The sequence below is a fragment of the Micromonospora sp. CB01531 genome, assembly GCF_001905095.1.
In the GTDB taxonomy this organism is placed as follows: Bacteria; Actinomycetota; Actinomycetes; order Mycobacteriales; family Micromonosporaceae; genus Micromonospora.
Genome location: NZ_LWLS01000073.1, coordinates 63,232 through 85,522, shown reverse-complemented (window position 1 = coordinate 85,522; position 22,291 = coordinate 63,232). Strand labels below are relative to the sequence as shown.

The 22,291-nt window shown below is 74.6% G+C and carries 23 protein-coding genes, 3 tRNA genes and 1 pseudogene; 11 read left to right on the top strand and 16 right to left on the bottom strand.

Annotated elements, in window-relative coordinates:
* The 3 genes and pseudogenes from A6A27_RS45560 to A6A27_RS21300 form a co-directional block, all read right to left on the bottom strand.
* A pseudogene (locus A6A27_RS45560) lies at positions 1-250 on the bottom strand (recombinase family protein); the annotation flags it as partial.
* Positions 251-429: 179 nt separating this feature from the next.
* Positions 430-1,641, bottom strand: a complete 1,212-nt coding sequence (locus A6A27_RS21305; RefSeq protein ID WP_073836398.1) for an acyl-CoA dehydrogenase family protein — start codon at positions 1,639-1,641, stop codon at positions 430-432.
* Complete coding sequence (locus tag A6A27_RS21300; RefSeq protein ID WP_073836397.1) at positions 1,641-2,711, bottom strand: phosphotransferase family protein; 1,071 nt, start codon at positions 2,709-2,711, stop codon at positions 1,641-1,643. The genes A6A27_RS21305 and A6A27_RS21300 overlap by 1 nt, the downstream gene beginning before the upstream one ends.
* Positions 2,712-2,861: 150 nt before the next feature.
* Here A6A27_RS21300 and A6A27_RS21295 point away from each other — a divergent pair, with 150 nt between their 5' ends.
* Positions 2,862-3,563: an amino acid-binding protein gene (locus A6A27_RS21295; protein ID WP_073836396.1), complete on the top strand. Its 702-nt coding sequence runs from the start codon at positions 2,862-2,864 to the stop codon at positions 3,561-3,563.
* Positions 3,564-3,645: 82 nt separating this feature from the next.
* Positions 3,646-4,722 carry a GNAT family N-acetyltransferase gene (locus A6A27_RS46065; protein WP_073836395.1) on the top strand — a complete coding sequence of 359 codons (1,077 nt, stop codon included), beginning with the start codon at positions 3,646-3,648 and terminating at the stop codon, positions 4,720-4,722.
* A gap of 158 nt (positions 4,723-4,880) precedes the next feature.
* Here the strand turns inward: A6A27_RS46065 and A6A27_RS21285 are convergent, their stop codons facing one another.
* From A6A27_RS21285 to A6A27_RS21275, 3 genes are all read right to left on the bottom strand, one after another.
* Entirely contained in the window at positions 4,881-6,446 is a 1,566-nt protein-coding gene (locus A6A27_RS21285) for an aldehyde dehydrogenase family protein (protein WP_073836394.1), read from the bottom strand.
* Positions 6,447-6,704: 258 nt separating this feature from the next.
* Positions 6,705-7,229, bottom strand: coding sequence for an isochorismatase family protein (locus A6A27_RS21280; RefSeq protein ID WP_073836393.1), 525 nt, complete (start codon positions 7,227-7,229; stop codon positions 6,705-6,707).
* 115 nt (positions 7,230-7,344) lie between these two features.
* A complete protein-coding gene (locus tag A6A27_RS21275) occupies positions 7,345-8,163 on the bottom strand; it encodes a hypothetical protein (RefSeq protein ID WP_073836392.1) in 819 nt (272 codons plus the stop codon).
* Between the two features lie 217 nt (positions 8,164-8,380).
* Between A6A27_RS21275 and A6A27_RS21270 the strand changes: the two genes are divergently transcribed.
* The gene (locus tag A6A27_RS21270; protein ID WP_073836391.1) at positions 8,381-8,902 is read left to right on the top strand and encodes a DUF488 domain-containing protein; all 522 of its coding nucleotides are present in this window, start codon (positions 8,381-8,383) and stop codon (positions 8,900-8,902) included.
* Between the two features lies 1 nt (position 8,903).
* On the opposite strand, the gene A6A27_RS21265 is transcribed toward A6A27_RS21270, so the two are convergent.
* From A6A27_RS21265 to A6A27_RS44325, 4 genes are read right to left on the bottom strand one after another with little or no spacing between them, the layout of a single operon-like run.
* The gene (locus tag A6A27_RS21265; RefSeq protein WP_073836390.1) at positions 8,904-9,410 is read right to left on the bottom strand and encodes a GNAT family N-acetyltransferase; all 507 of its coding nucleotides are present in this window, start codon (positions 9,408-9,410) and stop codon (positions 8,904-8,906) included.
* Between the two features lies 1 nt (position 9,411).
* Positions 9,412-9,621, bottom strand: coding sequence for a biotin synthase auxiliary protein BsaP (gene bsaP / locus A6A27_RS21260; RefSeq protein ID WP_073836389.1), 210 nt, complete (start codon positions 9,619-9,621; stop codon positions 9,412-9,414).
* 22 nt (positions 9,622-9,643) lie between these two features.
* A complete protein-coding gene (bioB, locus tag A6A27_RS21255) occupies positions 9,644-10,639 on the bottom strand; it encodes a biotin synthase BioB (RefSeq protein WP_073836388.1) in 996 nt (331 codons plus the stop codon).
* A gap of 10 nt (positions 10,640-10,649) precedes the next feature.
* Positions 10,650-10,820, bottom strand: coding sequence for a hypothetical protein (locus A6A27_RS44325; RefSeq protein WP_158074022.1), 171 nt, complete (start codon positions 10,818-10,820; stop codon positions 10,650-10,652).
* Between the two features lie 131 nt (positions 10,821-10,951).
* Between A6A27_RS44325 and A6A27_RS21250 the strand changes: the two genes are divergently transcribed.
* The 4 genes from A6A27_RS21250 (at position 10,952) to A6A27_RS21235 (ending at position 15,301) form a co-directional block, all read left to right on the top strand.
* Positions 10,952-12,088 carry an 8-amino-7-oxononanoate synthase gene (locus A6A27_RS21250; RefSeq protein WP_073836387.1) on the top strand — a complete coding sequence of 379 codons (1,137 nt, stop codon included), beginning with the start codon at positions 10,952-10,954 and terminating at the stop codon, positions 12,086-12,088.
* A gap of 115 nt (positions 12,089-12,203) precedes the next feature.
* On the top strand, positions 12,204-12,932 hold the full coding sequence (bioD, locus tag A6A27_RS21245) for a dethiobiotin synthase (RefSeq protein WP_073836386.1): 729 nt from the start codon (positions 12,204-12,206) through the stop codon (positions 12,930-12,932).
* 54 nt (positions 12,933-12,986) lie between these two features.
* Entirely contained in the window at positions 12,987-14,627 is a 1,641-nt protein-coding gene (locus tag A6A27_RS21240) for a sensor histidine kinase (RefSeq protein WP_241825372.1), read from the top strand.
* On the top strand, positions 14,624-15,301 hold the full coding sequence (locus tag A6A27_RS21235) for a response regulator (RefSeq protein ID WP_073836385.1): 678 nt from the start codon (positions 14,624-14,626) through the stop codon (positions 15,299-15,301). Before A6A27_RS21240 ends, A6A27_RS21235 begins: the two co-directional genes overlap by 4 nt.
* A 16-nt stretch (positions 15,302-15,317) precedes the next feature.
* Here the strand turns inward: A6A27_RS21235 and A6A27_RS21230 are convergent, their stop codons facing one another.
* The 5 genes from A6A27_RS21230 to A6A27_RS21210 form a co-directional block, all read right to left on the bottom strand.
* Positions 15,318-16,142: an ABC transporter permease gene (locus tag A6A27_RS21230; protein WP_083672749.1), complete on the bottom strand. Its 825-nt coding sequence runs from the start codon at positions 16,140-16,142 to the stop codon at positions 15,318-15,320.
* Positions 16,139-17,074: an ABC transporter ATP-binding protein gene (locus A6A27_RS21225; RefSeq protein WP_073836384.1), complete on the bottom strand. Its 936-nt coding sequence runs from the start codon at positions 17,072-17,074 to the stop codon at positions 16,139-16,141. The genes A6A27_RS21230 and A6A27_RS21225 overlap by 4 nt, the downstream gene beginning before the upstream one ends.
* 127 nt (positions 17,075-17,201) lie before the next feature.
* Complete coding sequence (locus tag A6A27_RS21220; protein ID WP_073836383.1) at positions 17,202-18,371, bottom strand: cytochrome P450; 1,170 nt, start codon at positions 18,369-18,371, stop codon at positions 17,202-17,204.
* A 1-nt stretch (position 18,372) separates the two neighbouring features.
* Positions 18,373-19,041, bottom strand: coding sequence for a class I SAM-dependent methyltransferase (locus tag A6A27_RS21215; protein ID WP_073836382.1), 669 nt, complete (start codon positions 19,039-19,041; stop codon positions 18,373-18,375).
* Between the two features lie 162 nt (positions 19,042-19,203).
* Complete coding sequence (locus A6A27_RS21210; protein WP_073836381.1) at positions 19,204-19,806, bottom strand: TetR/AcrR family transcriptional regulator; 603 nt, start codon at positions 19,804-19,806, stop codon at positions 19,204-19,206.
* A 268-nt stretch (positions 19,807-20,074) separates the two neighbouring features.
* On the opposite strand from A6A27_RS21210, the gene A6A27_RS21205 reads away from it, so the two are divergent.
* The 3 genes from A6A27_RS21205 to A6A27_RS21195 all read left to right on the top strand — a co-directional run bounded on the left by A6A27_RS21205 (position 20,075) and on the right by A6A27_RS21195 (position 20,340).
* Positions 20,075-20,147: transfer RNA gene (locus A6A27_RS21205), tRNA-Gly, on the top strand.
* Positions 20,148-20,181: 34 nt separating this feature from the next.
* Positions 20,182-20,252 (top strand) — tRNA-Cys (locus A6A27_RS21200).
* A 13-nt stretch (positions 20,253-20,265) separates the two neighbouring features.
* Positions 20,266-20,340: transfer RNA gene (locus A6A27_RS21195), tRNA-Val, on the top strand.
* A gap of 74 nt (positions 20,341-20,414) precedes the next feature.
* Here the strand turns inward: A6A27_RS21195 and A6A27_RS21190 are convergent.
* Positions 20,415-21,392, bottom strand: coding sequence for an ArsR/SmtB family transcription factor (locus tag A6A27_RS21190; protein WP_073836380.1), 978 nt, complete (start codon positions 21,390-21,392; stop codon positions 20,415-20,417).
* Between the two features lie 69 nt (positions 21,393-21,461).
* Here A6A27_RS21190 and A6A27_RS21185 point away from each other — a divergent pair, with 69 nt between their 5' ends.
* Positions 21,462-22,280 (top strand): isocitrate lyase/PEP mutase family protein, encoded by an 819-nt coding sequence (locus A6A27_RS21185; protein ID WP_073836379.1) that lies wholly within the window; start codon positions 21,462-21,464, stop codon positions 22,278-22,280.
* Positions 22,281-22,291 lie beyond the last annotated feature (11 nt).

The window sequence follows — 22,291 nt, the reverse complement described above, 5'->3', positions numbered from 1 at the left end:
TGCCTGAACCGAGAATGACCAACAGGGTCTCCACAACCCGCACGGTCTGGCGGTCCAGGTCACCCTTCTGATCACTGGAGGACACGCGGCAGTAGGCGACCACCCGACCGGCCGCGGACCGCGCCTCTTCCACGATCCACGTACCAGACGGCGCCTGACGGACAGGAACAGGCATCCTGCCGTCCCTCGCCCACCGCCAAGCGGTCTGATAGGTCACGCCCTGCTCGCGTGCCCAGTCCGACAGCTTCACACACCCACAATACATGTGAATGTCCGACTATGAATGCCCACAAAACCGGAGCTGTCGCCAACCCCCAGCCTCGACCGTGCCGCGCGCCCCCGGCGCGTTGACCATGAGGTTAGCGGTGTGATTTGCCCGGTTCGTCCCGGCTAACCTCATGATCAACCCGGAGGCCGGCGGGGGTGGGGTCAGGACCAGCGGCGGAGTTCGCGTTTGGCCAGGGAGGCCTTGTGGACCTCGTCGGGGCCGTCGGCCAGGCGGAGGGTGCGGGCCTGCGCCCACAGGGCGGCGAGCGGGGTGTCCTGGCTGACGCCGGCCCCGCCGTATGCCTGGACGGCCTTGTCGATCACCCACTCGGCCATCGGCGGCGTGGCGATCTTGATGGCCTGGATCTCGGTGTGCGCGCCCTTGTTGCCGACGGTGTCCATCAGCCAGGCGGTCTTGAGCACCAGCAGCCGGGCCTGCTCGATGCGCACCCGGGACTCGGCGATCCACTCCCGGACCACGCCCTGCTCGGCGAGGGGCCGGCCGAACGCGACCCGGTCCAGCGCCCGCCGGCAGAGCAGCTCCAGGGCCCGCTCGGCCATCCCGATCAGCCGCATGCAGTGGTGGATCCGCCCCGGGCCGAGCCGGGCCTGGGCGATGGCGAAGCCGTCGCCCTCGGTGCCGACCAGGTTCTCCGCCGGCACCCGTACGTCGGAGAAGTCGATCTCGGCGTGGCCGCCGTGCGGGGCGTCGGTGTAGCCGAACACGGTCATGCCCCGGCGTACGGTCACGCCCGGGGTGTCCCGGGGGACCAGGATCATGCTCTGCTGGCGGTGCCGCTCGGCGCCCGGGTCGGTCTTGCCCATCACGATGAGGATCTCGCAGCGCGGGTCCATCGCCCCGGACGACCACCACTTGCGGCCGTTGATGACAAAGGTGTCGCCGTCCCGGGTGATCCGGGTGGCGATGTTGGTGGCGTCGGAGGAGGCCACCTCCGGCTCGGTCATGCAGAACGCGGAGCGGATCTCTCCCGCCAGCAGGGGCTTCAGCCAGCGGTCCCGCTGCGCCGCGGAGCCGAACTCGGCGAGCAGTTCCATGTTGCCGGTGTCCGGGGCGGCGCAGTTCAGCGCCTCCGGGGCCAGGTGCGGGCTGCGCCCGGTCAGCTCGGCGAGCGGGGCGTACTGGAGGTTGGTCAGGCCGGCGCCGTACCGGGAATCAGGGAGGAAGAGGTTCCACAGGCCCCGCGAACGGGCCTCGGCCTTCAGCTCGGCCGTGATTGGCGGGCGCGCCCACGGGTCGCCGGCGGCGGCGACCTGCTCGGCGTGCACCGGCTCGGCCGGGTACACGCACTCGGTGAGGAAGGCTGCCAGCCGGTCGCGCAGCTCGACGGTACGGGCGTCGTACGCGAAGTCCATCATTTGCCCCTGACCGCGTGCAGACCGTGCTCGACCAGCGGGGCCACCAGCTCGCCGATCCGGTCGAAGCCGCCGCCGAGCGTCTGCCCGAGGGTGTGCCGGTAGTGGATGCCCTCGCAGATCACCGCGAGCTTGAAGCAGCCGAGCGCCACGTGCCAGTGCAGCGGGCCGACGTCGACGTCGCTGCGGCGGGCGTACCGGTCGATCAGCTCGGCTCCGGTGGGGAAGCCGGCGCGCGGGCCGAGGCCGTCGGCGACCGGGTTGCCGTCGGCGGCGTCGCTGTCGCCGAGCATGTCCCAGTAGGTCAGCAGCAGCCCCAGGTCGGCCAGCGGGTCGCCGAGGGTGGCCATCTCCCAGTCGAGCACCGCCCGGACGGCGACCGGGTCGACCGCGGCGAGGAGATTGTCCAGCCGGTAGTCGCCGTGCACGATCCGGCCGGCGTTCGCGCCCTCCGGCACGCTGCCGGCGAGCGCGTCGCGCACCTCGTCGATGCCGGGCAGCGGGCGGCTGCGGGACCGGTCGAGCTGGCCGGCCCAGCGGCGTACCTGCCGGGCCAGGTAGCCGTCGGGGCGGCCGAAGTCGGCCAACCCGACCGCGGCCGGCTCGACCGTGTGCAGCGCGGCGAGGGTGTCCATCATCGCCATGGCCAGGTCGCGCCGCTGCCCGGCGGTGAGCGGGTCGGTCTGTGCCCGGGTCCGGTAGACCTCGCCGTCGACCTTTTCCATCAGGTAGAACGGCGCGCCGATCACCGTGTCGTCGGGGCAGAGCAGCAGCACGGCGGGGACCGGCACCTCGGTGGGGGCGAGCGCGGCGATCACCCGGTGCTCCCGGGCCATGTCGTGCGCGGTGGCCAGCACGTGCCCGAGCGGCGGGCGGCGCAGCACCAGCTCCCGGTCGCCGCTGCGCAGCAGGTAGGTCAGGTTGGACTTGCCTCCGGCGATCAGCCGCGCGGTCAGCGGCCCGGCCGCCAGCTCGGGCCGGTGCGCCGCCAGGTACGCGGCGAGTCGTTCGAGGTCGAGGCCTCCCGGGGCCGAACCGGTCGAGGGTGCGTCGACGGCCGGATCGGTCATCCGATTAGTTGATGGCAGCTCAGCTTTCTTGTCAAGGTCGGATTTTCCCGGCGGGACATGGCGCTGCAACCGGGGCGAAATGGTCAACCGGCAGGCTGGAGCCCAGCCTGCCGGCCGTCTCGGCCGGCCCGCCGAGCGGAGGGATCAGACATGCTGCTGAGAGTTCGGGTGACCCTGCCGGACCGGCCCGGCACGCTCGGCCAGGTGGCCCGCACACTCGGCGTGTCCGGGGCCGACATCGTGCAGGTGGTGGTGCTGGAACGGCTCGGTGGCCGGGCGGTGGACGACTTCACCGTGGTGTGGCCGGGCGCGGCGCGGGTGGAACGTCTCCTGGCCGGGCTGGCCGCCATCCCCGGCGTGCACGTGGACGGGGTGTGGCGGGCGATCGGCGCGCCGACCACCGGCGGCCAGGACGCGGAACTGCTCGCCCAGATCGCGGCGAACCCGACCGACGGGATCGCCACCCTGGTGGACGCGGTGCCGGGGCTGCTCGCCGCGGACTGGGCGGTGGCCGCGGTCGTACCGCTGGACTGGGCGTCCCGCGGCGGTGCGGGTGCGGCCACCGTCGGGCACGCGAGCTGGCGGACGCCGACCCCGCCCGGGCTGCCGGAGGTGACCCCGCTGCGGGCTCGGGCGATGGCCGGCCCGGACGGCCGGCACCACGCGGTCGCCCCGTTCGGGCGCGCCGGCCTGGTGCTGGTGGTGGCGCGGGACCGCACCGAGCCGCTCACCGCCCCGGCGTTCCACGCCACCGAGGTGGACCGGCTCGCCCAACTGGTCCGCGCCAGCGCGGTGATCCTCGGCGACCGGCTCGATCTGGTCGGCGCGCCGTCGGTGACCAGCGTCACGTGACGGGTGCCCGCCGCGTCACCGCCGGGCAACGGACCCGTAACAGCGGCGCGGCAGGGTCTGGTGGTGGGGGAAAGGAGCAGACATGGCGCTGTGGCGGATCCGAGCCACCGTGGAGGACCGGCCGGGATACCTGTCGGTGCTCACGGCGAGCCTCGCGTTGCGCGGGGTCAACATCCTCACCGTGCAGGTGCACACCACCGAGGTGGGCGCGGTCGACGACTTTTTGGTCGACGCGCCCGACCAGCTCACCGAGGCCGATCTGCGGGCGGCCGTCGAGCGGGGACGCGGCCGGGACTGCTGGGTGGCGCGCAGCGAGGCGCGCGGCCTGGCCGACCAGCCCACCCGGGTGCTCGGCCTGGCCACCCGGCTGGTCCGGGACCCGGAGGCGGCCGGCGAGGCGCTGCGTGGCCTGCTCGGCGCCGACTCGGTGGCCTGGCTGCCGACGCCGGCCGGCCCGCTGGGCGGGGTGGGCGCGAGGACGATGCTGCTGGCCGACCCGTCGGGCGGGTCGTACGAGCTGTGCCGCCGCGAGCCGAGCTTCACGCCGGCCGAGTACGCCCGCGCCCAGGCGCTGGTGGAGCTCGCCGCCACGGTCGCCCGGCGCGACGCCGACCGGGTGACCCTGGTGCTGCCCGACTCGGCCGGGGTGCTGGTCCGGCCGGCCACCGCAGACGACCTGCCGGGGGTGCTGGAGCTGCACGAGACCTGCTCGGCGCGGAGCCGGCAGCGGCGCTACCTGAGCGGCGCCCGGCCGTCACCAGCCCGGTTGCGGCGGCTGCTGGAGCCGGCCGGCGGGCTCACCCTGGTCGCCACGGCCGACTCCGGCGGGGAGGCGGAGCCGGTCGTGGCGCTGGCCAACCTGCTCGGTGAGGGGGACTTGGCGGAGGTTGCGCTGCTGGTCCGCGACGACTGGCAGCGGCGCGGCCTCGGCTCGGCCCTGCTGCGGCGGCTGCTCGGGCACGCTGAGCGGGTCGGCTACGCCGCCGTGCTGCTGCACGTGCACGCCGCGAACACCCCGATGCTGCGCGCCGTACGCCGGCTGGACCGGCCGACCTCGGTGGACCGGGACGGCAGCGTGCTGACCGTGACGGTGCCGCTGCGGGCGCGCCGGGCCGAGGTGACTCGGCCGGCCGACGCGGCCGTACGACGGTCGCCCTGACTGGACGGTCGCCCACGCGCCGGGTGCCGCAACGGCGCGGTACACCGACGTCGGGCGGGTGACCGGTACCGGCGCCGACCTGGCGCCACCTGGCCGACCTCCGGTGCGGGGGACGGCGACCCGGCAGGGCCCCCGGTGCGGGGGCCCTGCCCGGGTCGTCAGGTCGTCGGGTAGCTGCTGTAGTCGGGGAAGTTGCCGTAGAGCCGGCCGTCGCCGCCCACGGTGACCGCCTGCACGAGCAGGTCGCCGCCGACGAACGCGCCCTTCCAGGACGCGCCCCGGCCGCCGAACGGCTCCTCCCGGTCGCCGCGCGAGCGGGGCTTGTTGATGCCCACCTTGAACGCCTGCAGGTCGACGGCGAGCTTGCCGGCCAGCTCCTCGTCGTCGCAGGCGAGGGAGGCGACCAGCGCGCCGTTGGAGGCGTTCATCTGCGCCAGCAGCTCGTCGGTGGTGTCCACCACGACGATGGTGTCGACCGGGCCGAACGGCTCGGCGTGCATCAGCCGGGACCGCCCCGGCGGGGCGAGCAGCACGGCCGGCGCCACGTACGCGGAGGTGTCCTGCCCGTCGAGGAAGGGCGCCCCATCGAGCTTGCCCCGGTGCAGCGGCACGGCGCCGCCGCGTACCGCCTCGTCGACCTTGCGGCGCAGCTCATCGGCCTTGGCGGAGCTGATCAGCGGGCCGAAGTCCAGCTCCGGCAGCGGGTCGCCGGCCGACCAGTCGGCGCCGACGGCCAGCGGGTGTCCGAAGCGTACGGAGCGGACGACCGGCAGGTACATGTCGAGGAACTCGTCGACCAGGTCCCGCTGGACCACGAACCGCGGGTACGCGGTGCAGCGCTGCTTGCCGTACTCGAAGCCCTTCTTCAGGTGCGCGGCGAGCAGGTCCCACTGGGAGAAGTTCCAGATGCCCCAGGCGTTGAGGCCCTCCTGCTCGATGAAGTGCCGCTTGTCGGAGTCCAGCAGCGCCGCGGCCACCTTGCCGCCGTTGGACCGGCCGCCGACGAACGCCACCGCGCCGATCTCCGGGGCGCGCACCAGGACCTCGGAGAGTTCCTCGCCGCTGCCGGAGACCAGGGTGGCGGGCAGCCCGGCGCGGCGCATCAGGGCGTGCGCCACGGTGAGGCAGACCGCGCCGCCCTGGGACGGGGTCTTGGCGATCACCGCGTTGCCGGCGAGCAGCTGCACCAGTTCGGCGTGCACCAGCACGCTCATCGGGTAGTTCCAGGAGGCGATGTTGCTGACCGGGCCGGGCAGCGGTTCGCGCCCATCGGCGAGCATCCGGTCGATCTCCTGCACGTACCAGCGCACGCCGTCCAGGGCGCGGTCGACATCGGCGCAGGCCAGCCGCCACGGCTTGCCGATCTCCCAGACCAGCAGCATGGCGAGCAGGTCACGGTGGGCGGTGAGCGCGTCGAGGGCCTCGGTGACCCGGGCCTTGCGGTCGGCGAGCGGGGTCCGGGCCCAGTCCCGGTGGGCGGTGGCGGCGTGCGCGACGGCCCGGCGCGCCGCGTCGGCGTCGAGCCGGGCCAGGTTCACCAGGACGGTGTTGTCGACGGGGGTGCGTACCGGGGTCGGCGCGCCGACCGCCTGCCACCCGCCTTCGATCAGGTTGTGCAGGGTGGCGGTGCCGCCCGGCGTGGTGCCGAAGGCTTCCGGCGTGGCGGCCACCGCGCGGGCGAGGGTGTCGGACCAGGAGGTGCCGTCGGCGAGTCTGAGAGCCATCGCGATCTCCTCAGGGTTGTCCAGGGAGCGGCGGCGTCGATGGCACCGCTGGTGAGGCGTACTGTCCCGCGCGATCGAGCGCGCGGGCAACCGTACGCTCGTATGCCAGGACGCCGGGTCCACCGGTTGGCGCCGGCTATGGTCGTCCCGCATTGGCTTTCACCTGGGAATACGTAGGCATTCTATCGAAAGTAATCGATTATGTGATCCACGTCCGGCGGCCCGGCGGCCGGGTTGTCCGTCAATGCCCGCCGGGGTTCAGCCGCGCAGTGCCGCGATCGCCTCCGCCGTCGTGCAGACCGTGCCGAGCCGGCGGAAGACGTAGTCGACCGCGAACTCGTGCGCGTATTCGTCCAACCCGGACATCGCGTCGTGCGGCAGCACCACCCGATAGCCGATCTCGTCGCCGATCCGGGCGGTCTGCTCGACGCCGAAGTTGGTGACCAGCCCGCCGATCACCAGGGTGTCCACCCCTCGGGCGCGCAGCGTGGCGTCCAAGCCGGTCTCATGGAAGGCGCCCCAGCTGTGCTTGACCACCAGCACGTCGCCGTCGCGCGGCGCCGCCTCGGGAAGCACTTCGCTCCCCGCAGGCTGCGGCTCGGCGCCGGGCCGGTCGACCCTGACCACCACGACGGTGGCTCCGGCGGCGCGGGCCGCCTCGGCAAGCGCGACGCACCGGTCGACGACCTCGGCGCCGGTGTGCGGGGCGGTGGGCAGGTCCACGATGCGACGCTGGAGGTCGATCAGGACGACCGCGGTGCGGTGGGGGTTCAGAGCATCCACTTCAAGATCGTATGCAGCGCCTGTCGTTTCGTGGCTCCGCCGGTCCGGTCAGTCCCCACAATGACGGAACCGGCCGCCGGAAGGTCCGACGGCCGGTTCCCAGGTAGCGCGGAGGTCAGCTGGTGAAGGTGACCTTGTCCCGGCGACGACGCAGGGTCATCAGCACGACGCCGCCACCGATGAGTAGAACGCCGGTGAGCGCGATGCTGGTCGCGGCCACGCCGGTGAGCGGCAGACCACCCTCGCTGCCACCGCCGGCACCGCCACCCACCGAGGTGCTCGGCGAGACCGAGGTGCCGCCGGTGGGGGTCTCCGACGTGGAACCGGACGGCGACTCCGAGGCCGACGGCGACTCGGAGGCCGACGGCGACTCGGAGGCCGACGGCGACTCGGAGGTCGACGGCGACTCGGACGGGGTCGGCGACTCGGAGGAGGAGGGCGACGGGGAGGGCGACGGCGACTCTTCGCCGCCGGTGCCGGCGCAGGTGTGGCTCAGGTTGAACTTGTCCGCCGTGCCGCTGATCACCGCGCTGCCGTCGACCAGCGTCCAGCCGGCCGGCGTGAACAGGTACGCGTGGATGGTGCGCCCGTTGTTGCCGCCGGTCGAGTAGAGGTGGTCCGGGTAGGCGTCGGACGCGTCCGGGATCTTCACCTCGACGTTAGTGGTCCCGTCGGTGAAGGTCAGGCTCAGGCTCTCGAAGTTCCCGGACGCGTTGCCGCCGGGCAGGACGAAGTGCCAGCCGTCCTGGTTGTCCGCCCTGTCGGCGAACCGCTCGTCGCTGCACTCCTGCTGGAAACCGGCCGCGGTGGAGGCCTTGTGCGCCGGGTTGAGCGGGATGGTGCTGGACGCCCAAGCGGGGGTGGCGAGAGCGAGGAGGGCCGTGGCGGCGGCTGCGGTGAGAGCCGCGCGCGCCACGTGCCGACGCTGTGGCATGAGGAATCCTCCGAGATGGGGAGAGGTGACGGCACATGATCGCACGCTGGCCCCGAACCGGCGACATCGGACGTTCGGCCTGAGCTGCCGGACCACTTCGGGTGCGTGCCGATGTAACGCGGATCGACGCTCCGACGCAGGACCAGCCACCGATCTCGGACACCTGCCGTTCGTGTTCGAACGATAAGCGCCCAAGATTCGGGGCAACCTGGGGTACGTGTTGCTGACGGTGGGGCACGGGGCGGCCGACCGGGAGCGGTTGGGGGAACTGCTGACCGGTGCGGGGATCGCCCTCGTGGTGGACGTACGGCGGTACCCGGCCAGCCGGACCAACCCGGACGTCCGACGGGAGGCGCTCGAGCGCTGGCTGCCGGAGCGGGGCATCGCCTACCGCTGGGAGCCCCGCCTCGGCGGTCGCCGGCACGTGCGCGCCGGGGAACCGGAGCCGGACACCTGGTGGACGGTCGCCGCGTTCCGGGCGTACGCCGCCTACACCCGGACGCCGGAGTTCGACGCGGCGCTGGACGAGGTGCTGGCCGACGCGGCCCGGGGGACGACGGCGGTGATGTGCAGCGAGAGCGTATGGTGGCGCTGCCACCGGCGGCTCATCGCCGACGTTTCGGCACTCGGTCGGGGGGTGCCGGTGCGGCACCTCATGCCGGACGGCCGGCTCAGTCCGCACCGCCCCGCGGCGGGTGCCCGCCGCCTACCCGACGGCCATCTGGTCTGGGACGGCTGACTCAGTCGGGCAGTTCGTGGGCGAGGAGGTCCATGAGGAGACCGTCGTGCCAGCGCCCGTCCGCGCCGCGCTCGTACCGCCGCATGATGCCCACCGGGCGGAAGCCCACCTTCGCGTACGCGCGGATCGCCGCCGTGTTCGCCGCCGCCGGGTCGATGGTGAACCGGTGATGGCCGTACTCGTCGACCAGGTGCCGGACCAGGGTGCGGATGGCGTCCCCGCCGAGGCCGGCGCCGCGTACCGCCGGGTCGAGGAAGATGTCCAAGCTGGCGTGGCGGTAGTCGGGGTCCGTCTCGGCGTACCACTGGATGGCGCCGACCACCCGGCCGTCGTGCTCGATGGCGTACACGGTCAGGTCGTCGTCGGCCAGGTCGGCGCGGACCGCCTCGGCGAGGTCGTCGCCACCGCGCCACCAGCGCCTCACCTCGGGGGTGGCGCGGATCGCGGCGAGGGCGGGCACGTCCGCGTCCGTCGCCGGTCGCAACGTCACCGCCCGCCCCTGCAGCACGTCAGCCCCGGCTCTCGCCGTGCTCGACGCAGACCGCCGACCAGCCGGTCGGCACGACCTGCACCTTCATCCGGCGGCGGCAGTGGGCGCAGTAGCGCGGCGGCTCCAGCTCGCGCGCCGCCTGGCAGGCCGCGTGCGCGCCGGCGTCGGCCGGCTCACCACAGCGGTCGCACCAGCGCCGCGCCGTCGCGGGCTCGACAAGCTCGGTCACGTCGTCCTCACCAGGTGGGTCTCTACAGGGTCGCCGACAGCGCCTTGACCGGCATCTTCAGCTCGTCCAGCAGCTTCAGGTCGTCGGTCGCCGACCGGCCCAGCGTGGTCAGGTAGTTGCCGACGATGACCGCGTTGATGCCGCCGAGCAGGCCGTCCCGGGTGCCCAGGTCGCCGAGGGTGAGCTCCCGGCCGCCCGCGTACCGGAGGATGGTGCGCGGCATGGCCAGGCGGAACGCGGCGATGGCCCGCAGCGCGTCCTTGCCCTCCACCACCGGACGGTCGCCGAGCGGGGTGCCGGGGCGGGGGTTGAGGAAGTTGAGCGGGACCTCGTGCGGGTCCAGCTCGGCGAGCTGCGCGGCGAACTCGGCCCGCTGCTCCACCGACTCGCCGAGGCCGAGGATGCCGCCGCAGCAGACCTCCATGCCGGACTCCCGGACCATCGTCAAGGTCTCCCAGCGCTCCTCCCAGGAGTGCGTGGTGACCACGTTCGGGAAGTAGGAGCGGCAGGTCTCCAGGTTGTGGTTGTAGCGGTGCACGCCCATCTCGACCAGCTCGTCGACCTGCTCCTGGGTGAGCATGCCCAGCGAGGCGGCGACCTGGATGTCCACCTCCGCCTTGATGGCGGCCACGCCCTCGCGCATCTGCTTCATCAACCGGGCGTCCGGGCCGCGCACCGCGGCCACGATGCAGAACTCGGTCGCCCCGGTCGCCGCGGTCTGCTTCGCCGCCTCGACCAGCGCCGGGATGTCCAACCAGACTGAGCGGACCGGCGAGGTGAACAGGCCGGACTGGGAGCAGAAATGGCAGTCCTCGGGGCAGCCGCCGGTCTTCAGCGAGACGATGCCCTCGACCTCGACCTCCGGGCCGCACCAGCGCATCCGTACCTCGTGGGCGAGTTGGAGCGCGGCGGGCAGGTGCTCGTCGGGCAGGTTCAGCACGGCGAGGACACCGGCCTCGTCGAGGCCGACGCCGTTCTCCAGCACCCGGGTGCGGGCCTGGTCGAGGATCTCTGGCATGTCTCGTACCCTACAAGCCCGGTTGTCGAGGAGAAATCGGCTCTGCGTCGGGGGTGACCAGCGCGTCAACCAGCAGCGCCCGGGCCGGCGGTGGCAGGCTCGGGTCGGCGGCGGCCAGCAACAGGGCGACTTCGACCCCGCGGCGCAGCAGTGCGGCCATCCGGCGCGTCGGATTTCTCATCCGCGGAGCATCGAAGCTGAAGCGAGGTTGAAGTCAACCCCGGAGCGGATCCGCCGGGGCTGCCGAGCCGGGTGGTAATTTCGCCCGGCGGAAGCGCCCGAGGGGCGACGATCGGCGGGAAGGGCGGGACGGTGGCGGACTGGCTGGCGGCGCTCGACCGCCGCGCCGAGCTGCGGGCCAAGGCGGGGCTCACCCGTACGCTCCGCCCGCGCGCGGCCGGCGACGCCGTGGTCGACCTGGCCGGCAACGACTACCTCGGCCTGGCCACCCACCCGGAGGTCACCGCCGCCGCCGCGGCGGCGCTTGCGGCGTACGGGCTGGGGGCCACCGGATCTCGGCTGGTGCGCGGCTCCACCGACCTGCACCACGCGCTGGAGGACGCGTTGGCCGACTGGCTCGGCACCGACCGGGCGCTGGTCTTCTCCTCCGGCTACCTGGCCAACCTCGCCGCCGTCCGGGGCCTGGTGCAGCCGCGTACGCTGCTCGTCTCCGACGCCCACAACCACGCCTCGCTGATCGACGGGTGCCGGATCTCCGGTGCGGAGACCGTCGTGACCCCGCACGCCGACGTCGACGCGGTGGCCGCCGCGCTGGCCGCCGCCCCGGGTCGGCCCGCGGTGGTGGTTACCGAGTCGGTCTTCTCGGTCGACGGCGACCTCGCCCCACTGGCCGCGCTGCACGCCGTCGCCCGCCGGTACGGTGCCCTGCTGCTGGTCGACGACGCGCACGCGCTCGGCGTCACCGGTCCGGCCGGGGCCGGCGGGGTGGTCGCGGCGGGGCTGGCCGGCGAGCCCGACGTGGTGGTGACCGCCACCCTCTCCAAGGCGCTCGGGGGCGCGGGCGGCGTGGTGGCCGGGCCGGCGGAGTTCGTCCGGCACCTGGTGGAGACCGGCCGCACCTTCATCTTCGACACCGCGCTGCCCCCGGCGGTCGCGGCCGGCGTGCTGGCCGCGGTGCGGCTGGCCCGGGCCGGCGACGAACTGCGCGCCGAGCTCGCCGAGCGGGCTGCCCTCGCGGTACGCCGGCTGGGCGGGGCCGGGCTGGACGTCTCCGCGCCCGACGCGGCGGTGGTGTCGGTGACCGCGCCCGGCCCGGAGGCGGCGACCGCGTGGGCGGCCGACTGCCGGGACCGGGGCGTGGCGGTGGGCTGCTTCCGGCCGCCGTCCACGCCGGACAGCCGCTCCCGGCTCCGCCTGACCATCGGCGCCGGGGTGGCGCGGGCGGACTTCGGCCGGGCCCTGGACGTCATCGTGGAGTGCGCACCGTGAGCGCGAGGAGTGAGCCGGGGTTGCGAGCCCCGCAGTCGCGAACCGAGAGCGGCACCGTGAGCGCGAGGAGTGAGCCGGGGTTGCGAGCCCCGCAGTCGCGAACCGAGGTGGCCTCATGACGACTGGTTGGACCGGGCCGGTGCTGGTGACCGGGACGGACACCGAGGTGGGCAAGACGGTGGTGACCGCGGCGATCGCGGCCGCCGCGCAGGCCGCCGGGCTGCGGGTGGCGGTGGTCAAGCCCGGCCAGACCGGTACGGCGACCGGCGAGCCCGGCGACGTGGACTCGGTGACCCGGCTGGCCGCCCCTTTCACCGGCCGGACCCTGGCCAGCTATCCGGACCCGCTCGCCCCGCTGGCCGCGGCCCGGGTCGCGGAGCTGCCGCCGCTGGAGCTCTACACCGCCGTCGACGCGATCCGCGAGGAGACCGACAAGCACGATCTGGTGCTGGTGGAGGGGGCCGGCGGGCTGCTCGTACCGATGGGGCTGCGGCCGTCGGGTGAGCCCTGGACGGTGGCCGACCTGGCGGTGTCGCTGGGCGCGCCGGCCGTGGTGGTGGCCCGCGCCGGGCTCGGCACGCTGAACCACACCGCCCTCACCCTGGAGGCGCTGGACCGGCGGGCGGTCCCCGCCGGGGTGGTCATCGGGGCCTGGCCGGCCGAGCCGGAGCTGGTGCACTGGCTCAACCTGTCCGACCTGGTGCCTAACCTGCTGGGCGCGGTGCCGATGGGCGCCGGCGCGATGGACCCGGGGGTGTTCCGCCGGTCCGCCCCGGGTTGGCTCACCCCCGCCCTGTACGGGGTGCTCGACGACTGGCGGGCCTGGGCCGAGGACGCGAGCTGACCACCTGACTTTCGTCGGTGCCCGGTCCGGCCGGCCGTCGGTACCGTGGCCGCCGTGGAACTGCGCTGGTGGTGGGCGGGACGCCCGGACCCCGACCGCGGGCCGACCGGCCGGCGGTGGGTCGGCGACCTGCTGCTGTGGGCCGCGGTGTCGGCGCCGGTGGCGTACGCCGGGGTCACCCCGCCCTATCCCCGGTACGCGGTGCCGCTGCTGGTCGGGTCGCTGGCGTTGCTCGCCCTCGCGGTGGCGCTCGGCCGGCGGCTGCCCCTGGCGGCGTTGGTGGCGGTGGTGTTCGGCTCGCTGCTCGACGGCAACTTCGTCTTCGCCATCCCGGTGTTCAGTTTTCTCGCGGGGCGGCGCAGCACCGGCACGGGGCGACCGGCAGCGGTCTTCGGCGCCATCGCGGTCGGCGGGAGCGCGCTCAACCTCGGGCTGCTCGGCACCGAGCCGGAGACCTGGTTCCTGCTGGCCTCGGTGCTGCTCTTCGCCGGGGTGTTCCCCTGGCTGCTCGGGCGGCACCGGCGGCAGCAGCGGGCGCTGGCGCAGGCGGAGCGGCGGCATGCCGAGGCGGAGGAGCGTGAGCGGCACAGCGCGGTCGACCGGATCCGGCTGCGGGAACGGGCCCGGATCGCCCAGGAGATGCACGACTCGCTGGGCCACGACCTGAGCCTGATCGCGCTGCGCGCCGCCGCGCTGGAGGTGGCACACGACCTGGCTCCCGCGCACCGGGCCGCGGCCGGGGAGCTGCGCGTCAGCGTGGCCGCGGCCACCGAGCGGCTGCGCGAGATCATCGGCGTGCTCCGGGAGGACCGGCCGGGCTCGCTGCGACCGGCCGGCGAGACCGTGGCGGAGCTGGTGGACGGTGCCCGCGACGCCGGGATGACGGTCGCGCTGCGGGCCGCCGGGGAGGTCGGCCCGCTGCCTTCGCTGGCCGCGCACACCGTCCATCGGGTGGTGCGCGAGGCGCTGACCAACGCCGCCCGGTACGCGCCCGGCGCCGCGGTGACCGTCACCGTCGAGCGGACCGGCGACGAGGTGGCGGTCGGTGTGGTGAACGCGGCACCGCCGGCCGGGCCGCTGCCGGGGCCGACGTCCGATGGCAGCGGTCTGCTCGCCCTGCGCGAGCGGGTCCGCCTCGCTGGCGGGGCGCTCGACGCGGGCCCCCGGGACGGGGGCTTCCAGGTGTCCGTACGGCTGCCGCTGACCGCCGACGCGGCGGCCGGCGCGGAAACCCGGCCACTCCCGGCCGCGGTGCCCGCTGGTGCGGCGTCCGGAGCAGGCGGTGTGGCGCGCCGGACCGACGGCGGGCCGGCCGCGGGCGGTCCCGGCCGAGCGTTGGACGGGCAACCCGGGGAGGAGGCACGGCGGCTGCGGGACGCCCGCCGCCGGGTGCGGCGCAGCCTGCTGATGGCGTTCGGCGCGCCGGCCGTTCTCGGGCTCGTGCTCGCCCTGGTCTACTACCCGCTCGCCACGGCGGGTGCCGTGCTCGATCGGGTCGGGTACGAGCGGCTGCGGGTCGGCGACCCAAGGGACGGCCTCGGGTTGCCCCGCCGGCAGGCGGCCCCGCCGACGGCGGAGGACGACCCCGGGGCATGTGAGTACTACACCGACGGCAACTTCCCCTTCGCGGAGCCGACCTGGCGGCTCTGCTTCTCCGACGGCCGGCTGGTCAGCAAGGAGCGGATCGCGCAGTGACCGACGACCACGGGCACCCCCTGCGGGTGGTGCTCGCCGACGACGAGGCGATGGTCCGCGCCGGGGTGCGCGCCATCCTGGCCGCCGACCCGGCGATCGAGGTGGTCGGCGAGGCCGGCGACGGCCACGCGGCCGTGGAGCTGGTCCGCGCCCGCCGGCCCCGGGTGGCGCTGTTGGACATCCGGATGCCCAGGTGGGACGGGATCAGCGCGGCGGCGGAGATCCGCCGGCTGGTGCCGGAGACCGCCACGCTCATGCTGACCACCTTCGGTGAGGACGACCTGATCGCCCGGGCGCTCGGTCAGGGGGCGAGCGGGTTCCTGCTCAAGTCGGGTGATCCCCGGGAGTTGCTCGTCGCGATCCGGGCGGTGGCCGACGGTGGGGCGTACCTGTCGCCCCGGGTGGCGCGCCGGGTGATCGAGCTGAGCGGCGGGCGGATGGCCCGTCGGCCGCAGGCCCGGGACCGCCTCGCCGGGCTGACCGACCGGGAGCGGGAGGTGCTGGCCCTGGTCGGGGCGGGGCTGTCCAACGCCGAGATCGGCCGCCGGCTGCACCTCGTCGAGGGCACCGTGAAGAGCTACCTGACCAGCATCTTCACCAGACTGGACGTACGCAACCGGGTGCAGGCGGCGATCCTCGCGTACGAGGCGGGGCTGGTGCCACCGGCCGGTTGACCAGCCCCGCCCTCGCTCACGCGTCCCGGCGGCCCAGCGCGTACCGGCCGAGCAGCAGCGCGGCCACCGCCCAGCTGGCGAGCAGCAGCAGCCCCGCCGCCGCCGGGTACGGCTCGGTGTCCCCGGTCAGGAAGTGGCTGCCGGCGACGCCGGGGAAGCCGTCGGCGATCCGAGTGAGCACGGTGATCCCCGGTTCCTGCAGCGACAGCGGCACGATCATCAGCAGCGCGAAGAGCACGGTCAGGGTGAGCACCGCGCCGCGCAGCGCCGCCGCCAGCCCGAGCGCCAGCACGCCGACCAGCGCGAGGTACGCGGCCGAGGCGGCCACGTCGCCGAGGGTTCCGCCGAGCGGGGCGCGACCCCACTCGCCCAGCACCGGCCGGGCGACCGCCGCGCCGACGCCGCCGAGCAGCAGCCCGACCAGGAACGTCACGACGCCGACCACGACCGCCTTGGCCAGCAGCACCCGGCCTCGGGACGGGGTGCAGCGCAGCGTCGTGCGGATGGTGCCGGTGGCGTACTCGCTGGTGACGGCGAACAGCCCGAGAGCGAGGACGACGTACTGGGTGAGTTCCAGCGAGCCGGTCACGATGTCGCCGACCGGCAGGATGCCCGGGTTGACCGTCGGGTCGTCGTCGGTGTTGGCGTTGACGGCGTAGATGGCCAGCTGGGCAGCGGTGGCCGCCATGGTCAGCGCCGCCGCCAGCAGCGTCCACCAGGTGGACCGGACCGACCACAGCTTGGTCCACTCGGCGGCGACGGCACCGGCGAACGGGCCGGTCGTCGGGGCGGTCCGGGACACCGGCCGGGTGGTCGGCGGGACGGTGGGCAGGGTGGTCATCGGGCCTCGTTTCCGGCCGGGCCGGCGGCGTACTCGACGCTGTCGGCGGTGAGTTCCAGGAACGCTTCCTCCAGCGAGGCGGCCACCGGGGTCAGCTCGTGCAGCCGCACCCCCAGCTCGTACGCCAGGTCACCGACCCGGCCGGCGGAGGCGCCGGTGACGGTCAGGCCGTCCGTGTCGTACGCGGTCACGGTCGCCCGCTCGGCGGTCAGCCGGGCGCCCAGCGCGGCCAGGCCGGCCGGTTCGGGGCCGCGTACCCGGACCGACGCGGCCGGGCCGGCGGCGATCAGCTCGGCCAGCGGCGCGTCGGCGACCAGCCGACCCTTGCCGAGCACGATGACCCGGTCGGCGGTCTGCTGCATCTCGCTCATCAGGTGGCTGGAGAGCAGGACGGTCCGTCCCTCGTCGGCGAGGGTCCGGGTGAGCCGGCGGATCCACCGCACCCCGTCCGGATCGAGGCCGTTGACCGGCTCGTCGAGCAGCAGCACGGGCGGGTCGCCGAGCAGCGCGCCGGCGATCCCGAGCCGTTGGCCCATGCCCAGCGACAGTGCCCGCCCCGGCTTGTCGGCGGCGCGCCCGTCCAGCCCGACCAGGTCGAGCACCTCGGCCACCCGGCCGGCGGGGATGCCGTTGCTGCGGGCCATCGCCCGCAGGTGGGACCGGCCGGAGCGGGTCGGGTGGATGCCGGTGGCGTCCAGCAGCGCGCCCACCTCGTGCAGCGGGTGCCGCAGTTCCCGGTACGGCCGGCCGTTGACGAGGGCGGATCCGGCGGTCGGTCGGTCCAGGCCGAGCACCATCCGCATGGTGGTGGACTTGCCGGCGCCGTTGGGGCCGAGGAAGCCGGTCACCTGCCCCGGTCCGATGTCGACGGTCAGGCCGTCGACCACGGTCGCCGTCCCGAACCGTTTCGTCAACGCACGTAGTGTGATCATGCTCCGACGCTAGGCGACGGGCGGGTGGCGGCACCGCTGCCGATCGGCGTCGACTCACCCTGACTTTCGTCAGGCCCGGGCCCGCTCCCCAGGGCGGCTCAGGTCCGGGCCCGCTGCCTCGGGCGGCTCAGGCCCGGCGCACCACGAACGCGTCCGGCATCCGGAAGGTGAGGTTGTCCGGGCACCACGGCGGGCGGACCACGGTCACCCCGTCGAGCAGCGGCGCCGCCTCGGCGACCACCACCGCCGCCTCCATCCGGGCGAGCTGCGCCCCCACGCAGCGGTGCGCCCCGGCCCCGAAGGCGAGGTGCCGGCGGGAGCCGCGCTGCCCCGGCCGGAACTCGCTCGGCGCGGCGACCACCTCCGGGTCTCGGCCGGCCCGGGCCAGCCATGCCACGATGCTGGTGCCGGCCGCGACGGGGGTGCTGCCCAGCGTGGTGTCCACCGCCGCCACCCGTCGCCAGGTGACGATCGGCGGCTCCAGGCGGAGCCCCTCCTCGACCACGTCGGCGACCGGGATCTCGCCGGCGCGCAGCCCGGCGCGGACCGACGGTTCGCCGGCCAGCCGGTGCAGCAGCAGGGTGAGGAACTGCGAGGTGGTCTCCTGGCCGGCGACCAGCAGGAAGAAGAGCGCGCCGACGACCACGTCGGGGGAGTGCCCGGCGTCGCGCAGCCGGGCGGCCAGCCCGCCACCGGTCGCGGCGAACGCACGCAGCACGGTGTGGAACCGGCCGACCTCGGCGGCGAGCGCGAGCTGCCGGTCCTCGGCCAGTGGGGCCCAGAACAGCTCCAGGGCGGCCCGGGCGAAGTCCTTGACCGCGCCGACCGGGGCGTCCGGCAGCTCCACCAGGCGGGCCAGCACCAGCAGCGGCAGGTCGGCGGCGAGTTCGGCGTACAGGTCGACCGGCTCGCCCGCGTCGAGGGCGGCAGCGAGCCGGGCCACCCGTCGCCGGACCAGGTCGGTCAGCCAGGGCTGCTGCGTGGTCACCCGGTTGGGGTGCAGCGCGTCGGCGACGATGCCGCGGATCTCCGGGTGGCTGGCCCCCGAGTTGTTGGCCAGGGTCGGGGGGAGTCGGAACCGGTGGCCGGCGAGGAGCCGCAGGGCGGCCACCGGGACCGGGGTCACCGCGTCGAGGGCGTTGTCCGGCCGGAACGTCGCCGGGTCGGTGAGCAGCTGCCGGACCAGGGCGTGCCGGGTCACCACCAGCTGCGGCACGCCGACGTGGTCGACCACCGTGGCCACGTCGGGCCACCGGCCCTCGACGGACTCCCAGCCCCGGAACAGCACGGGCGTCACGCTAGTGGGCGGCTCCCGGCGGAGCCGGGTTCAGCTCCCACACCGTGGTGTGCTTCACCCGTACGCTCTCCAGCGCCTCCGGCACCGGCACGTCGTAGGCGGCCAACTGGTGGAAGCGCTCGCGGGGCAGGAACGCCCGGCCGGGGTCGCCGACCAGCACCCGGGCCCCGGACCGGGCGGCCCGGAGCAGGAAGCGCAGCATCCGCCGCGCCATCGCCGCGCTGTAGAAGACGTCCCCGGCGAGCACCACCTCGGCGCCGCCGGCATCGTCGTCGAGGATGTCGCCGAGTTCGGCGTCGACGCGTACCCCGTTGGCCTCGGCATTGAGCGCGACGGCCGCGACCGCCCGCTCGTCCACCTCGACGGCCCGCACGGACGCCGCGCCGGCTCGGGCGGCGGCGATGGCGACCAGGCCGGATCCGGTGGCGAGATCGAGCACCCGCCGCCCGGCGACCAGGTCGGGGTGGTCGGTGACGTGCCGGGCGAGCGCCTGCCCGCCGGCCCAGGCGAAGGCCCAGAACGGTGGGGGTTGCGCGCTGTGGAACTCGCCCTCGGTCAGCTCCCAGAGCCCGATGGGCTCGTCGGCCTGGTGTAGCCGCACCTCGGGGACGAAGGCGACCGGGGCGAGCCGGGCGTGCAGCCGGACGAAGGCCGCGGACAGGTCGGACACCGGCTGATTCTGTCGTACGCCTCGGCGCCGCCCGCCGGCGCTCCCAGGCGGGTCGCGGCACAGGCGTGACCGGTTCACCACGGTCGGTGATAGCTTCCCCCCGCGATTGGCGATGCGTGCGAAGACGCCCGGGCTACCGCGTCGAGGGCCGGACGGTCGACGTCAGTCGAGCTGAGCCGGCTCCAGGCCCAGCTCACGGGCGGCCACCAGCCGGACCCACTCGGCGATCTGCCGCCGGGTGATCACGCGCTCGTGCACCGAGAGCTGCACGGCGAGGCCGTCCATCACGGCGCTGATCCGCCACGCCGCGCCCGCCGGGTCGGGGCAGTCGAAGGTGCCGTCGGCGACCCCGTCGGAGATCACCGCGGCGAGGTCCTGCCGCCACCGCAGGTCGAGCCGGCGGGAGAGCTTCTCCAACTCGGGGGTGCGCAGCGATTCCGCCCAGCCGTCGATCCAGATGGACCAGGAGGTCGACCGGCCGGTCGGGGCGTAGAGGCGCAGCATCCGGCGCAGCTTGGTCAGCGGCGGGGCGGAGGAGCGGAGGACCGCGTCGAGCCGGGCCAGATCCTGCTCGACGGCGTACGCGAACGCCTGCGCGAGCAGCCGGTCCTTGGTGGCGAAGTGGTAGAAGACCAGCGCCTGGCTGACCCCGGCGGCCTCCGCCACGTCGGCCGTGCGGGTGTTGGCGATTCCACGTTCCGCGATCACGTCACAGGCCGTGCGGAGCAGGGCATCCAGGCGGATCTCGGCGGCGCGTCTCGTCACGATCGCTACCGTAGCCCATGGGTTTGACCACGGGGAGTTACCGACGCGGCCGGTCGTACGGCCAACAGTCGGAAGCCGGACAGTCCCGGCCGGCGTGTCGCCGAGGTGATCCTTGCCGCCCGGCTCCGGCGCCAGGCACCTGCCTCCTAGGAAGCTCTGCGGGCGGCGTGGCCTGTCACCCGGACGCGCCCGGAAAGGGACCCGATTTGGCAACCGTTCCCCGGCTCGGCTAAAGTTCTCATCCGTCGCCGGGTAACACCGGGGGCACGCGGACGTAGCGCAGCTGGTAGCGCATCACCTTGCCAAGGTGAGGGTCGCGGGTTCGAATCCCGTCGTCCGCTCGGAGCTGCCGCCAGGCATGTCGGGGGCAACCTCGGTGGAGTGGCCGAGAGGCGAGGCAACGGCCTGCAAAGCCGTGTACACGGGTTCAAATCCCGTCTCCACCTCGGCAATAGACGAGGGCGATTGGCGCAGTGGGAGCGCGCTTCCTTGACACGGAAGAGGTCACTGGTTCAAACCCAGTATCGCCCACCACCTCGATGAGCAGAAGGCTCGTCACCGGACACCGGTGACGAGCCTTCCTGTTTCTCCGGCCCGTCAGCCACCGCTCACGCCGACGCGGTCAGCAGCGCCTCCGCCACCGCCGTCCGGCTGCTCAGCAGGGACCGGCCCTGCCGGTGCGTCACCACCAGGCCGGCCGCGCGCAGCGCGGTGAGGTGCTGCGACACGCCAGCCGGGGAGAGGCCCGTGTGCCGGGCCAGCTCGGTGGTCGACCGCGGCGCGTCCAGCGCCGCGAGCAGCCGGGCCCGCCCCCGCCCGAGCACGGCGCCGAGCGCGTCCGGCGCCGTCGGCGGGCAGGCCCACAGCGCACCGAGGCCCCGGGCCGGGTACGCCAGCTGCGGCACGTCCCCGGCGGCGATGCTGAGCACGGACGGCCAGACGAAGACCGACGGCACCAGGACCAGCCCGCTGCCGTCGGGCACGTCCGGAGCGGTGCAGTGCCGCTGGCTGATCAGCAGGGCGTCGCCCTCCCAGCGGACCCGCTCGTGCAGGTCATTGAGGAGCCCGGCCGCGCCGTCCTCGGCCAGCCGGCGGGCCCGCCGGAACACCTCCGCCTCGAGCAGGGCCCGGATCTGGGGCCAGTCGCCGGCCAGGCCCAGCCGCCAGTACGCCTCGATCTCGTCGGCGAGCCGGTGCAGCCCGTCCTCCGGGTCGGCGTAGAGCGCGGACAGCGCCGGTGGCCGGGGGCCGGGGTAGAGGTCCAGGTGGGCGCGGACAGTCCCCGACGGGGTGCCGCGCAGCGCGGCCAACTCCTGCCCCAGGTCGGGGGCCAGGCCGGCGGGCGGCGGGGTGAGGAAGTCGGCCAGGTAGCCGGGCGCGGGCGGGACGAGGTGCCACAGCAGGCGGTCCGGGCCGATCAGGTCCGCCTCGGCCAGGCGCGGCCGGACCCGATTCACCCAGGGCAGGTGGATCGCGTGCTGGCCGGGGTCGCGGAGCACCCGCACACTGGCGACGGTCTCCCAGAGGCAGGAGAGCGCGAACCGGACCCGGGCCACGGCGCCCGCCGACAGGCCGATCGCGACCATGCCCCCTCCTTCGTTTCAGCTGGGACTGAAACATTACGGCGGCCGGCGGCGCGGACCCAGACTGACCGGGTGAACGATCACCACAGTCGAGCCCTGCACTTCCGTTCCCTGCATGTCCCCGGCGAGCCGCTGGTACTGGTCAACGCCTGGGACGCCGCCAGCGCCCGGATCGTCGCCGCCGCCGGCGCCCGGGCGGTCGCCACCACCAGCGCCGGCGTCGCCTGGAGCCTCGGCGCCCCGGACGGCGACGCGCTCGGCCGCGCCGCCGCCGTCGACCTGGTCCGCCGGGTCGTCGCGGCGGTGCCGCTGCCGGTCACCGCCGACATCGAATCCGGGTACGGCGACACCGCCGACGAGGTCGCCGTGACCATCGAGGCGGTGGTCGCGGCGGGCGCGGTCGGGGTGAACGTCGAGGACGCCTGGCACGACGGGGAGGCGCCGCTGCGCCCGGTCGACGAGCAGTGCGCCCGGCTGGCCGCCGTCCGATCCGCCGTGGACCGGGCCGGGGTCCCGTTGTACGTCAACGCGCGCGTCGACACCTTCCTGCGGGGCGCCGGTGGCGTCCCGGAGACGGTGGCCAGGGCCAAGGCCTACCTGGCCGCCGGCGCCGACGGGGTGTTCGTGCCGGGCACGGTGGACCCGGCGACGGTGGCCGCCCTGGTCGAGGCGATCCCGGCCCCACTGAACGTGCTGGCCGGGCCGGGCGCCCCGGCGGTGCCGCAACTGGCGAAGCTGGGGGTGGCCCGGGTCAGCCTCGGCTCCGCGGTCGCCGAGGCCGCGTACGCGGTGGCCCGCCGGGCCGCCGTCGAGGCGTTGGCCACCGGGACGTACGGCGCGCTGGCCGACACCCTCGACTACGGCACGCTGAACGAGCTGATGCGCGGCTGACCGGGCCGGGA